The sequence below is a fragment of the Micromonospora sp. AB353 genome (genome assembly GCF_049538395.1).
Taxonomy (GTDB): Bacteria; Actinomycetota; Actinomycetes; order Mycobacteriales; family Micromonosporaceae; genus Micromonospora; species Micromonospora aurantiaca.
The window spans coordinates 83798-96361 of record NZ_JBMVFV010000004.1 but is presented as its reverse complement, the minus strand read 5'-3'; the positions used below and the strand labels follow the sequence as shown (position 1 = coordinate 96361).

The 12564-nt window shown below is 74.4% G+C and carries 16 protein-coding genes; 3 read left to right on the top strand and 13 right to left on the bottom strand.

Annotation, left to right across the window (positions count from 1 at the left end):
• Positions 1–7: 7 nt before the first annotated feature.
• The 3 genes from ACPCK6_RS03375 to ACPCK6_RS03365 form a co-directional block, all read right to left on the bottom strand.
• Positions 8–187 (bottom strand): hypothetical protein, encoded by a 180-nt coding sequence (locus tag ACPCK6_RS03375; protein WP_269702644.1) that lies wholly within the window; start codon positions 185–187, stop codon positions 8–10.
• 81 nt (positions 188–268) lie between these two features.
• Positions 269–616, bottom strand: a complete 348-nt coding sequence (gene trxA / locus ACPCK6_RS03370; protein ID WP_281600360.1) for a thioredoxin — start codon at positions 614–616, stop codon at positions 269–271.
• The gene (locus tag ACPCK6_RS03365) at positions 586–978 is read right to left on the bottom strand and encodes a MerR family transcriptional regulator (protein WP_013283752.1); all 393 of its coding nucleotides are present in this window, start codon (positions 976–978) and stop codon (positions 586–588) included. The genes trxA and ACPCK6_RS03365 overlap by 31 nt, the downstream gene beginning before the upstream one ends.
• A 254-nt stretch (positions 979–1232) precedes the next feature.
• Here ACPCK6_RS03365 and ACPCK6_RS03360 point away from each other — a divergent pair, with 254 nt between their 5' ends.
• Entirely contained in the window at positions 1233–1886 is a 654-nt protein-coding gene (locus tag ACPCK6_RS03360; RefSeq protein WP_423480308.1) for a dienelactone hydrolase family protein, read from the top strand.
• Positions 1887–1895: 9 nt separating this feature from the next.
• Here ACPCK6_RS03360 and ACPCK6_RS03355 read toward each other — a convergent pair whose 3' ends face one another.
• Positions 1896–2993, bottom strand: a complete 1098-nt coding sequence (locus ACPCK6_RS03355) for an AI-2E family transporter (RefSeq protein WP_423480307.1) — start codon at positions 2991–2993, stop codon at positions 1896–1898.
• 130 nt (positions 2994–3123) lie between these two features.
• Between ACPCK6_RS03355 and ACPCK6_RS03350 the strand changes: the two genes are divergently transcribed.
• The gene (locus ACPCK6_RS03350; RefSeq protein ID WP_396882121.1) at positions 3124–3306 is read left to right on the top strand and encodes an antitoxin; all 183 of its coding nucleotides are present in this window, start codon (positions 3124–3126) and stop codon (positions 3304–3306) included.
• Positions 3307–3357: 51 nt separating this feature from the next.
• On the opposite strand, the gene ACPCK6_RS03345 is transcribed toward ACPCK6_RS03350, so the two are convergent.
• The 8 genes from ACPCK6_RS03345 to eccB form a co-directional block, all read right to left on the bottom strand.
• Positions 3358–3966, bottom strand: coding sequence for a C39 family peptidase (locus tag ACPCK6_RS03345; protein WP_396882122.1), 609 nt, complete (start codon positions 3964–3966; stop codon positions 3358–3360).
• A gap of 146 nt (positions 3967–4112) precedes the next feature.
• A complete protein-coding gene (locus ACPCK6_RS03340; RefSeq protein WP_423480306.1) occupies positions 4113–4526 on the bottom strand; it encodes a pyridoxamine 5'-phosphate oxidase family protein in 414 nt (137 codons plus the stop codon).
• Between the two features lie 30 nt (positions 4527–4556).
• On the bottom strand, positions 4557–4892 hold the full coding sequence (locus ACPCK6_RS03335; protein ID WP_013283759.1) for a YkvA family protein: 336 nt from the start codon (positions 4890–4892) through the stop codon (positions 4557–4559).
• 146 nt (positions 4893–5038) lie between these two features.
• A complete protein-coding gene (locus ACPCK6_RS03330; RefSeq protein WP_396882124.1) occupies positions 5039–5869 on the bottom strand; it encodes a hypothetical protein in 831 nt (276 codons plus the stop codon).
• Between the two features lie 157 nt (positions 5870–6026).
• Complete coding sequence (locus ACPCK6_RS03325) at positions 6027–6428, bottom strand: hypothetical protein (RefSeq protein WP_423480305.1); 402 nt, start codon at positions 6426–6428, stop codon at positions 6027–6029.
• Positions 6429–6588: 160 nt separating this feature from the next.
• On the bottom strand, positions 6589–7875 hold the full coding sequence (locus ACPCK6_RS03320; protein WP_423480304.1) for a WXG100 family type VII secretion target: 1287 nt from the start codon (positions 7873–7875) through the stop codon (positions 6589–6591).
• Entirely contained in the window at positions 7868–8239 is a 372-nt protein-coding gene (locus ACPCK6_RS03315) for a DUF2563 family protein (RefSeq protein ID WP_423480303.1), read from the bottom strand. The genes ACPCK6_RS03320 and ACPCK6_RS03315 overlap by 8 nt, the downstream gene beginning before the upstream one ends.
• A 116-nt stretch (positions 8240–8355) precedes the next feature.
• Positions 8356–9825 carry a type VII secretion protein EccB gene (gene eccB / locus ACPCK6_RS03310; RefSeq protein ID WP_423480302.1) on the bottom strand — a complete coding sequence of 490 codons (1470 nt, stop codon included), beginning with the start codon at positions 9823–9825 and terminating at the stop codon, positions 8356–8358.
• A 162-nt stretch (positions 9826–9987) separates the two neighbouring features.
• Between eccB and ACPCK6_RS03305 the strand changes: the two genes are divergently transcribed.
• Positions 9988–11160, top strand: coding sequence for a type VII secretion protein EccE (locus ACPCK6_RS03305; RefSeq protein WP_423480301.1), 1173 nt, complete (start codon positions 9988–9990; stop codon positions 11158–11160).
• Here ACPCK6_RS03305 and eccD read toward each other — a convergent pair.
• Positions 11144–12541 carry a type VII secretion integral membrane protein EccD gene (gene eccD / locus ACPCK6_RS03300; protein ID WP_423480300.1) on the bottom strand — a complete coding sequence of 466 codons (1398 nt, stop codon included), beginning with the start codon at positions 12539–12541 and terminating at the stop codon, positions 11144–11146. The two genes, ACPCK6_RS03305 and eccD, sit on opposite strands and share 17 nt — an antisense overlap.
• Positions 12542–12564 lie beyond the last annotated feature (23 nt).

Here is a 12564-nt window from a genome sequence, read left to right as displayed (position 1 = left end):
GCGTACCTCAGAACTGGCGGCCGTTCGACGGACGCCCGCCGGCGTCGCGCGGCGCCGTGGCCCGCGGATCGTCGGACGTCCGCGCCGTCGCGGCGCGGTCGGCCCAGTCCGGCGAGTCCTTCAGCTCCTGCTTACGGCGTTCCTGGTCGGTGAGTTCCTGGTCCCGGGACCTGTCCTGTTTCGCCATGACGATCCTCGCGATCGGTCGGGGTCCGTGGTCACCCGGCGCGTTCCCGTCCGGCGGCGGCTCAACCGTCCAGGCGCGGGCTCAGCCGTCCACGTGCTGGGCGAAGCTGCGCCGCAGGTGATCCTTGGGGCGGGAACCGACGATCGAGCCGACCACCTCGCCGCCCCGGAACACCAGCATCGTCGGCGCGGACATGATCCGGTGCGCGCGTGCGGTGGCCGGGTTCTCGTCGGTGTTGAGGGTGACGAAGCGCAGCGCGTCGCCGAACTCCTCGGCCAGCTCGGCCAGGTGCTTCGACACCACCCGGCACGGCGGGCACCACTCGGCCCAGAAGTCCACCACCACCGGCCGGTCGGCGGCCAGCACGGTGGCCGCGAAGGTGTCGTCGGTGACCGGGTTCAGCCGGCCGGTCCCCGTGTCCTGAGACATGTTTCCTCCCGTTGGGCGATCGCGTGGGCGAGCTGGTCGTGCAGCCGGCGGCGGACGTCGCCCAGCCGGTCGAGGTAGTCGTCCACCTCGGCGAGCTTGCGCCGCAGCACCGCCACCGAATCGGGGCAGACGTCACCGGAGTCGTTTCCGGCGCGCAGGCAGGCCACGAACGGGCGGATGTCGTCCAGGCCGAAGCCGATCGCCAGCAGGGACCGGATCTCGCGGACGACGCGGAGTTCCGCCTCGTCGTAGACCCGGTATCCGTTGGCGGACCGGTTCGGCCGGACCAGCCCGTGGGCCTCGTAGTAGCGCAGGGTGCGGGTGCTCGTACCGGCCCGCTGCGCCAGTTCCCCGATCCGCATCCGCCGCCCCCGTCCCTCACTGCCAGGCTGACGCTAAACCTTGCCGCCGACGTCAACGCAACCCCGCACGCGTCGGCACCCTTGCCGGCCTCCCCGCCGGCCTTCCCCGTCGATCATGTGGATCTTGCCGGGGGCTTTCCGGTGGGCGCGATCATGAAGTTGGCCGGTGGGGGGAGCGCTTTCTCGGGCGTCAACTTCATGATCGTCGGGGTGGTGGGTATGCGTGGGGGGAGAGCGGGAGGGGCGGTGAGGTAATGCGTGAGGTTTCGGTGCCTGTGGTGGACGGCGGGCTCGTGGGGGACGTCGTGGTGCCTGCCGAGGCGCAGGGGGTGGTGCTGTTCGCGCACGGGAGCGGCAGCTCGCGGCACAGCCCGCGCAACATGGCCGTCGGGCGCGCGCTCAACGAGCGCGGGCTTGCCACGATGCTCGTCGACCTGCTGACCGCCGACGAGGAGGCCCGCGACGAGATCACCGCCGAACTGCGCTTCGACATCGGCATGCTGGCCGAGCGCCTCGCCGGGATCGTCGACTGGATGGGCGCCGACCCGGAGCTGGGACGGCTCCCGATCGGACTGTTCGGCGCCAGCACCGGCGCCGCCGCCGCGCTGGTCGCCGCCGCGGCCCGGCCGGACCGGGTGGGCGCTGTGGTGTCCCGGGGCGGCCGGCCCGATCTGGCCGGCAGCTCACTGACCGCGGTACGCGCACCGACGCTGCTGCTCGTCGGCGGCCTGGACGAGCAGGTGATCGCACTCAACGAGCAGGCCCGGGACGCGCTGGGCGAGGTCGCCGACCTGCGGATCGTGCCCGGTGCGACGCACCTGTTCGAGGAGCCCGGCACGCTGGAGCAGGTGGCCGACCAGGCCGGTACGTGGTTCACCACGCACCTGCGCCAGCCACACCCCGCCTGACCGGCGCCGTCAGCCCGCTGCCTCGGCGGCGCGGTGCCGCTGCACGGTGTCCAGCACCCGCCACAGCACCGCCGCGATCGGCACCGACACGAACGCCCCGGCGACCCCGGCCACCAGCGTGCCGGCCGTGACCACCACCAGGATGACCGCCGGGTGCAGCTGCACCTGCCGACGCATCACCAGTGGTTCCAGCAGGTTGCCCTCGATCTGCTGGACGGCGATCACGGCGGCCAGCGTCAGCAGCGCGGTGGTGGGACCGTTCGCGGCGAGCGCGACGAGCACCGCCACCGCACCGGCCACCGTGGCGCCGATGATCGGTACGAACCCGCCGAGGAACGTGATCAGAGCGAGCGGCAGAGCCAGCGGGACACGCAACACCACCAGGGCCAGCCCGATGCCGATGGCGTCGATCGCCGCGATGATCATCGTGCCCCGGCTGTACGCGCCGAGCGTCCGCCAGCCCGCCCGTCCCGCCTCGGCGGTCAGCTCCCGGCGCGGGCCGGTCAGCCGGCGCAACACCCAGCGCCACATCGAGCGGCCGTCCTTGAGCAGGAAGAACAGCAGCACCAGGGCGAGCAGCACCGCGCCCGCGACCTCGGCGACCTTGCGCGCACCGGCTACCGGGTCGGGCGCGCCGCTGCTCAGGCCCTGCCGGATCTGCTCGACGAGCCGGTCGAGCTGCTGGTCGGTGACCGGCAGGCTGGACGTGACGAAGTCCCGGGTGCGCTGCAACCCCTCGTCGAGTTGCTGGCTCAACTCGCCGAACTGGCTCGCGGTGAGGTTCCACACCAGGACGCCGGCACCGCCCAGGATGCCGAGCAGCAGCAGGATGCTCAGCAGCGCGGCGAGTCCGGCCGGTACCCGCAGCCGGCGCAGCCGTACCAGGATCGGGTCGAGCAGCGCGGCGAGGAACAGCGTGCCGGCCAGCGCCACCGCCAGCGGCGCGAGCAGTACGGCGATCTGCCCGAGCAGCCACAGCCCGGCGGTCACCACCAGCAGGCAGGCGCTCCAGGTGACCGCCGTCCGTACCGGCCAGGGAAGTCCCGCCCAGGTCTGCCGCGGTCCGGCGGTCGGTGCCCGCCCGGTTATGCCAGCGTCGTCGTCCACGTCGCCCTCCTCGATCCGGGCCGTTGGTACCCGACGCGGACCGATCCGACACCAGGGACGTAACCGCCCACCCGGTGTTTGTGCCCCCGGCCTCCGGGAAGGCATTCACCGTATCGAAGGGAGATCGAGCATGAGCGACTTCATGGACAAGGCCAAGGACTTCGCCGACAAGCACGACAAGCAGGTCGACCAGGGCATCGAGAAGGCCGGTGACGCGGCGGACAAGCGCACCGGCGGCAAGTACGACGCGCAGATCGACAAGGGCGTCGACATGGCGCAGCAGCGCACCGGCGACGGCGACACCGGCCGCTGACGTACCCCGACGGCGGGCCGGCCTCCCAGAGGGGAGACCGGCCCGTGCGGTTCAGGAGCTGTAGCCGCGTCCGGCGATCCAGTTGGCCAGCTCGGTCACGTCCATCCAGTACGTCGGCTCGTCCGGCCGGGCCGGGTCGGCGATCAGCACCCGGTCGCCGTCGCCCTCGTACCGCACGACAGTCACGTAGTGGCCGGGGTAGCTGTGCTCCACCCCGTCGATGTCCCGGGCGCCGCCCAGGATGTTCGCCACCACCGGGCGGTCGTCGTCCACAGCGGTACGGACGTCCGCGCGCAGACGCTCGATCTGGTCCCGGGTGGCCACGTCGTCGCGGATCTCGGTGGTCTTGTACTTGCCACCCGTGTACTCGTTGAGCACGCGGGTGATGTCGATGGCCGAGTCGGTGCCGTTCTCGGTGGTGCCGAGCTTCGTCGCCAGCTCGTCCTGGCTCACGTCCCTGCCCTCGGCCGACAGCGCGATCCGGGTCGAGGCGGGACCGCAGTAGAAGTAGTTCGGCTGTGCCTGGTACTCGTAGTCGGCGGCGCGGTCACCCTTGCCCTTGACCGGGGCGGCGTGGGCGGCGGCCGGACCGGCCACGGCACCGCCGGCCGCGGCCAGGCCGGCGACGGACAGCACACACTTACGGATGATCGGGTTCATGGTCGAGGCTCCATTCGGGGGTCGACGGCTCCGTACGGGAGACGCGGCACCAGGAGTGGCGCTCGGCGTACGGAGAGTTCAACCGCCCTGCCTCGGCAGGCCATTTCCGGCCGTGACCGGGGCCACCGCGGAACCGGACAGACGCCTCAGCCGGGGAGACTTCCCAGGAGCCGGTTCACCGCGATCTCGATGACCACCCGTTCCGGATTCGGGCGCGGCGTGCGATACCGCTCGGCGTACCGCCGCTCGGCCTCGGCCACCGACTCCGGGTCGCGGCGCAGCACCGCCCGGCCCTCCACCGTCAGCCACCAGCGGCCGTCGACCTGGCACACCGCGACCGGGACGCCGTCCGGCCCGGCCGCCGCGACGTGCCGGGCCTTGGCCGACCCGGCGGAGGTGATCACCCGGGCCAGCCGGGTGGCGGGGTCGAAGGTCACCCCCACGGGTACGACGTGCGGGGTGCCGTCGGCACGCGGTGTGGTGAGCGTGGCGAGGTGCCGGTCCGCGAAGAAGCGGGCCACCCGCTCGTCACTCGGATCCAGCCGATGCCGTCCCGCCATGTCGTCTCCTCGTTCCGTGCCGGTGACGTCTCAGCGGCGGGGTGCCGCGCCTGGCGGCAACGTCGCCACCGGGGACTCCCCGGCGGCCCGCTGCTCGGCGCGATGCTTGGCGACCAGCCGGCCCAGGTAGAACAGCGCGCCGGCCAGCACGCCCATGTCGTCCAGGTAGATCGGGTCGGGCAGCAGGTCCACCGGCAGGATCGTGTAGATCAGCGCGCCGTAGAACGCGACCTTGCCGCCGGCGCCGAGCGCGCCGAGCATCCGGCGGGTGCGGACCACCCGGATGGCGAGCAGTACCGCCCCGGCCAGCATGGCCGCCGCGAGGACGGCGGCGAGGACGACCAGCACCCAGGCTTCACGGGACACGCCACCACGCTAGCCGAGCCGGGCCCGGGCCGCGCGGTGTCGAAGCTCCGAGCCTTCCCGCTCTCCGTGGTGTCCGCTACTTCCGGTAGCCGCCGCCGACAGACGGCTCGGAAGTCATCCATCCGGGAGTCCGGGCCACGGTGCTCTCAGGCCACGACCGCCGCCCGGCCCCGGGCCACCGGGGCCGGCTCACGAGTGGTCTCCACGCCAACCACGGTCGGCAGTTCCCGGGTGGCCTCGGGTCCGGCGAACCCGACGATGGAGAGTTCCGTCTGCGGCTCGGCCACCGGGTGCAGGGCCGCGAACGCCTCGTCGCGCAGGCTCTGCGCCGCCGCCGCGGCCAGCTCGGCCGCCTGCCAGGCGGCCTGCTCCCGCTGCATGGCGGCCCGGTGCCGGGCCGCCATGTTGTCCCGGACCAGCCGGCGCAGCAGCAGCTCCTGCTCGACCGGGTGCCGGCTCGGGTCCCAGCCGTTGCCGCCGAGGATGTCGCTGAGCTGCCGCACGGTGATCTCGTTCCGCCACTGGGCGTCCATCGCGGCCCGGTGCAGCCAGCGCTCCCGGTCCGCGTACTCGGCCGGGGTCCGGGCGGTCCGGGGCAGCGGCAGCGCCGCGGCGGCGGTCAGGCGACGGACGTCCTCCTCGGCTGTCTGGTACGCCTGCCAGGCGGCCTCGGCCTCCTCCTGGGCGGTCAGCCACTCGGCCCGGCTCCGCTCGGCGGTCGCCGTGGCACGGGACGCGGCCACCGCCACCTCGTCGGCGTAGCGGACCTGCTCCTGGTCCCGTACGCGGGCCCGCTCGGCCCGATCGATGCTGCTCGGCCGGGCGGCGTCGCTGATCCGGTCGATCAGTTCCGAGCGGAACCGGGACGGGCGGACGATCAGCGCGGTGACCACTGTCGCGGCCACGGCGAGCAGGACCAGCCAGATCACGGCGACCGCGGGCATGTCGGGCAGGACGGAGGAGAAGACGGTCTGCATCACCAGCACCTCGTGGTGGAACGAAGGACGATAAACGGTCGTGGCCCGGACATCCGGGCGGGTGCGCGTCGTGACTCGGACGCGACGGGACGCGCGGCAGGGCGCGAGGCCTGCGGCCGGTGGGGCCGCGCCGGGGCGTATCGGAAGGGGCGCCCGGTCAGGTGCGCGGCGGACCGCGACGGGCGATGTCCGCCCGGCCGGGGTCGGCGGCGGCGACGACCTCGACGCCGGGGACGCGCCCGGCGGGGTCGGCGGCGAGGGCTTCCGTGACGGCCGGACCGGTGCCGGGACCGGTGGTCCGCAGGGCGGCGGTCGTCGCGTCGGTGGCCGGGAGGCCGGCGGAACGCGCGGCGCCGGTCGTGACCGCCTGCCGCGCCCCGGCGTGCTCGATCGCGACGGCGTGCGAGGCGACTGTGGCGTGCGAGGCCGCGGCGGCGTGGGCGGGTGCGGCGGCGATGCCCTGGAGGCCGACGATGATCACCAGGCCGGCCACAGCCGTGCGGGCGATCCGGCGCAGCGTCGCCGTCCAGGTGGACGGGGTGAACGCTACGGGCAGCACCTGTTCAACCTATCGGTCGACGGACGATCCCGCAGCTCAAGGATCTTGCGGGTTACGTGAGCCACCCCACGGGTCGGTGTGGACGGACACGCACGCAGGCCGGACGCGCAACGGCGCGGCGCCCCTGCCGGGGTGCCGCGCCGCTTCGTGAAGGCCGGACTCAGTTGCCGCCGAGCACCGGCGGCGGGGCGGCGTCGCCGTCGCTCCAGACCATCTCGTCCTCGGTGAGCCAGGTCAGCCGGCCGTCGGACTCGTCGTCACCGTGGCCGCCGCGCCCACCCAGCACGCCGCCGCGGCCGGCCATCGCGGGCCGCCCGGTGGCGCCGCCGGTGCGCTCGGCGGGCTTGCTGCCGGCGTCGACCACCAGGCCACGGCCGGAGGTGAGCCGGCCGGTGCCGGCCGCCGAACGGTTCTCCGCGCCGGACATGCCGCCGAAGCGGGCCGAGGACGCCGCGTTGGTGCCGGTGCCCGCGAGCGAGCCGGTGCTCAGCACACCGGGGGCGCCGTAGAGCCCGCCACCCGGTCCGCCGGCGCTCATCGTCGTCGGGCCGGCACCGCCGGGACCGAAGCCCGGGCCGCCGCCGATCGTCGGACCACCGACGGTGCTGGTCAGCGGCGCGGCACCGGCCAGCGAGGTGCCGCCCGGGTCGACGGTGCCGCTGGTCGGCACCGAACCCGGAGCGCCTGCGCCGGGCTGGCCGCCCGGAGTGCCCGCACCGGGCGTGCCCTCGCCCGGCGTGCCGGCGGTCGGGGCCGTGTGGTGCACGCCCGACGTGGTGGCGGTGGCGTTGGCGCCCGGGCCGAAACTGCCCAGGCTCGGGCCGGACGACGGTGTCTTCACCGACGGGCCGTTCTGCAGCGTCGGGTCGCCGTTGCTGGTGTGGCCGGGCAACTCGGTCTCCGGCGGGTCCGGCACGACGATGCGGCCGTACGCCGAGAAGTCGTAGCCCTCGGCGAGCTTCGCCACGACCTGCACCATCCGCTGGTGCGCCTTCTCCTGCTCGGCCTTGTCCTGCTGGTGGCCGACGATCCCGCCGATCACCGCGCCCGGGGCGCCGCCGATCAGGAAGCCCTTGCCGGCGCCGGAGAGCAGCTTGTCGTTGTCGTCGGTCTTCTCCGGGCTCTCCGCCTTGGACTGCGCGGCCCGCAGCTCGCTGGACATCATGTCCAGGCCCTGACGGATGCCGGTCATGCCCTCGGACAGGTTGCCGGAGTAGCGGACGACCATGTCCAGCCGGCGGTGGAACTCCCGCGCGGCGTCGCCGGTCCAGGACTTCGCCAGCGCCTCCAGGTCGGCGGTCAGGTCGCGGCCGAGGTCGTCGAGCGTGCCCTTCAGGGAGGTCCACTGGGCGCTGAGCGCCTCGATCTGCTTCGGGTCGCCGGCGTTGACGCCCTGGTAGAGCTCCTCGTGGCTGACGTGCTCGTAGCGCCGGGTGTACTCAGACACGCGGATCCTCCTTCGGCTGCTTCATCGCCTCGTTGAGCCCGGAGAGGGCGGCGGCGATGTCGGCCGCGGCGGCGGCGTTGCGGGCCTCGGCGGTCCTGTAGTTCGTCATGATCTTGTGGGTCGCCTCGCGGGCGGCCAGGATCGCCCGGCGCAGCCGGTCGACGTGGTTGACGTAGCTCTGGTGCGTCTCGGAGTAGCGACGTGCGTTGTCGGTCGCGTCGGTGAACGTGCCGAGCGCCGGCGGGCGGCACTGCATCTGGGTGTTGAGCTTGCGCAACACCGACTCCGCCTCGTGCAGGCGCCGCTCGAGCCGCTGGTGGAAGTCCTCCAAGGACAGTACGTCTACCGTCGTGCGCCCCGTCATGGCTGCATCCCCGTAGTCATCGTCGATAACCGTTCGCCGTACTCAGGTTAGTCGAAGCGAGCCAACCCGGGCGACCCGTGACGGGGCTCCTCCACTTCGGACCCGCGGGCGGCTGCCTAACCGCCCTGGACCTGCGCCGCCGCGCCACCGGCCGAGGGTGTCGCGGTGGCACCCGGGGGCGCCGACGCATCGAAGTAGGTCATCGCGTCCTCGCGGGACAGCGTCGGGCCGGTCGGCACCAGCGCCAGCAGCGAGGCCGGTACGGCCAGTGGCGTCACGTCGCCGTACCCGAGCGCGCTCCGGGCGTCGCCCCCGGCGGTGCCGAGCGGATAGCGGATGCCCTGGGCGGTGATCAGGTAGACCGTCGAGCCGGCCGCCGCCTTGCCGCTCTCCCCGGCCGTGGCCTGCACCAGCACGCCCTTGCCGCCCGGTAGCAGCACGTTCTCGGCGGTGCGTACCGCGTCCCGGGCGCCCTGCCGGGCCGGCATCGCGGTCGCCGAGGTCAGCTCGGCCGGCGGGGAGTCGAAGACCTCCAGCGTGGTCGTCGGCGGCTGACCGGCCGGGCCGGGCCGGTAGGTGGCGCAGAGCACCGTCCGTCCCGGCCGGACCTCGTGCAGCGTCGGCAGCCGGGCGGGCAGGCCGTCCGCGTCCAGCCGCTGGTCGGTGAGGAGCCGGCCCGCCTCGTCCGGGGTGATCTGCGTCACCTCACCGCCGCTGCCGAGCAGCAGCAGCGCGGTGACCTCGCGGACGGTGGCCAGGCCCTGCCGGGTGAGCACGTAGTACTGGCCCGCGGCCTGGTAGACCTGGCCGATCCGGGCCGGCCGGTCGGCCACCGTGAGCCCGCTCGCGCTGCCGTCCCCGGCGATCGCCGGCTTGCGCAGCACCGGACCGACCGGCACCGCGTTCAGCAGTTGCTGCCCGACCGTCAGGTTCGTCGCGCCGGCCATCTTCAACGCCACCAGCGCCTGCTCGTCGCCGGCGACCTGCAGCCGGGAACCGCCGGTGAGCAGGTAACGGGCATCGCTGGTCCGCACCACCACGGCCCGGTCGGTCAGCGACGTGCCGCCGGGCAGGGCGCGGTCGATCACCAGGTGCGTGGTGGAGCGCTGCGGGTCGTTCGGATCCGGTACGTCGCACACCGACCAGGGCAGTCCGACCAGGGACTTGCGGTCGGGCAGGTCGTCCGGGGCGCCCACGATGCCGACCAGCCGACCGCGTGGACGGTCCTTGATCGACGCCTGGGACATGGTGCGCGGCTGCGCCGCCGCGTCGTTGACGATCAGCCGCGCCGAGGCGTAGTTGAGCGTCGGGCGCAGCACCCGGTCCTCACCGAAGTAGTACGTCGCGCCGGTCTCCCGCTCGATCACCAGCGTGTTCGGCTCCAGCGGCGCGGAGTTGCTGGTGAGCTGCCCGTACGCGCCCACGCCGCCGAGCACCACGGCGGCCGCGATGACGCTGCCGAACACCGCCATGCCGAGGCGGCGCATCGGCAGGTCGTTCGTCTCCGGATCGCCGGAGAGCAGCGCCGAGACGATGCGGCGGGTGACGAAGCGGTACGCCTGCACCTGATCGCGGCGGGTCCGCATGACTAACCTCCGGCGGGGGTGGGTCCGCGGCGACAGGTCCGAACAGCGCCGCGGGCTTCCCTACGATAAGGGGCCGTCGGGGGTGCGCCGGACCCCGTCCGCCGCCCGAACGACCGCACCCGCCCGGCGGATGCCCAGGATGTCCAGAAGGGACGCACACCGATGACGCAGCTCCAGGCGCCACCCGGTCGTACCGCCACCGTTCCCGCCGTACCGCCGGACCGGCCGGTCACCCCGGCCGACAAGCGCCGCCGGGGCCGCCTCGGCCCGGTCGTGGTCGGGCAGCTCGTGATGGTGGAGTGCGCGGCGCTCGCCGTCTGGTTCGCCACCGGCGGCCCGGCGTGGCTGCTCGCGGTGGTCGGCGTCCTGGCGCTGCTGGCGGTGGTCGCGGCGTTCGCGCGCCGGGGCGGCCGCTGGTGGTACGAGGACCTGATGCTCCGCCGCCGGCTGCGCCGGCGGCGCGACCGGGCCCGGGGCGCGGCGCCCGGCGGTGACCCGCGGCTCGCCGCGCTCGCCCCCGAACTGACGGTGGTGGAGCTGACCGAGCGCGGCACCCGGCTCGGCATCGGGCAGGACGACCGGGGCTGGTTCGCCGCGCTGGCGCTGACCGGCCGTCCCGGCGCGCCCGCCGGCTCGATCGAGGCGGCGGTGGTCGACCGGGCGCTCGCGGTGCTCGCCGACTTCTCCGGCCCGGTCACCCAGACCCAGGTCGTCTCGCACACCCTGGTCTGGTACCCGGCACCAGGCGCGCCGCCGTCCGCGTACCGGACGGTGTGGGTGGCGCTGCGCCTGTCGGTGTCCGACGCGCGGGCCGAGGCGGTGAGCCGGGGCGGCGGCCTGCGCGGCGTGCACCGCACGGTGGCGGCCGGGGTGGGCCGGCTCGGCAAGGCGCTCAACGCCGCCGGCCTCGGTCACCGGGTGCTCGACCGCAACGAGCTGCACGCGGCGGTGGTGTCCGGCGCCGGGCTCGACCTGGCGCCGGAGTCCCCGGTGGAGACGTGGACCAGCCTGCGCGGGGGCGGCTGGACGCAGCGCTGCCTGGCCCTGCGGGTACGCCCCAACGGCTCGCTCGGCGCACTGGTGGACGCGGTCACCGCCACCTCCGCGCCCTCGCACACGGTCGCCGCGGTGGTGCTCCCGGGTGGCCGGCGGGTGCCGCCGCTGCTGCGGGTGGCGGCCATGGACGGGCACGCCGAGGCGCTGGTGAAGGCGGTCCGGGAGATGGCCCGGCGCGCCGGCGTGCCGGCCCGCCCGCTGGACGGCCAGCACGGCCCGGGCGTCTACGCCACCGCGCCGGTCGGCACCGCGATGGGGACCGTCACGGTCGAAGGTTGACGATCCAGCCGTACGCGCCGCACACCCACACGGCCAGCGGCACCAGCGCGATGATCAGCAGGATCTCGACGATGTCCAGGGTCCGGCCCCAGACCGGGGAGATCCGCTTGCCGGCCACGGTCAGGCCGTAGACGAGGCTGATCACGGCCACCACGGCCAGGCCACCGAGGACCAGGCCGAGCCGTACCGCCAGTGAGCCGGCGGCGAAGGTGGCGGCGGCGACCAGCCCGAGGCCGACGGTGCCGGCCAGCAGCACCGGCGTGCGCTGGGCGCGGCTGAGGAACGGGCGGGCCCGCAGCAGCGACAGCAGCGCCAGTACCAGGCAGAGCAGGACCGCCGGGAGCCGGCCGTCCTCGGCCAGCACCACCTCGCCGCCGAGCACCAGCAGCGAGACGGTCCACAGCAGACCGGTGAGGAACGCGTCCGCGCGCTCGCTGTTGCGCAGCACCGACGGCCCGTCCACCGACTCGGTGTCGGTCTTGAGGTCGTCCGGGCCGGTGGGGATGGACGGCACCGGCAGCCGGGCCAGGCGGTAGGCGAGCATCGGCAGCGCCGGCAGCGCGCCGAACGCGACAGTCGCCACCACCGCCGCCGAGGCCGCCGCGCCGATGTCGAAGGACAGGCTGAGCACCGCGCCGAGGCCGACCGCGCCGCCCACGCCGACCGCGCCGAGGAACAGCGGCAGACGGTCGCCGACCGCCAGCGCGGCGATCGCGGCGAAGACCACCACTGCGGTGCCGGCCAGCAGGACGTGCGGGCCGGCCAGCTCGCCGAGCGTCCGCTCACCGGCGAGCACCAGCAGGCCGCCGACCCCCGCGTACCCGATCCCGACCAGGGCCAGCACCGCGCCGGTGCGGCTGTCGCCGGCGGCGCGGGACAGCACCGCGGCGCCGACCAGCAGTGCCACCGCGACCACGAACGCGGCCGCCGCGCCGGGTAGCTGCGGCGGGCCGGTGAGCAGCGTCGCCACCGCGCCCGCGGCCAGCGCCGAGCCGGCCAGCAGGACCGCGAACGCCCGGGTGGTGCCCACCTGCCAGGCGCCCGCCCGTTGGGTGGTGGAGGTGGCGACCGCGTCCACCACGTCGTCGAAGACGATCTCGGGGGCGGTCGCGGCGCGCGGGTTGAAGTAGAGCACCTCACCGTCGCGGACACCGAGCTGCGCGGCGGTGCGGCCGCCGTCGAGCGGTTGACCGCCGAGCCGGGACAGGGCCCAGCCGCCGTGCCGTACGCCCTCGTCGGCCAGGTCCTCGCCCGCGTACCGCAGCAGCGTGGGGAGCAGGTCGGCGAGCGGCACGTCGGACGGCAGCGCCAGATCCATCCTGGTACGCGGCGCCACGATGGTGATCCGGCTCAGCCCGCCGGTCGCCGTCTTCGTCGCCACAGTGGCCTCCTCGTGCTCGCATA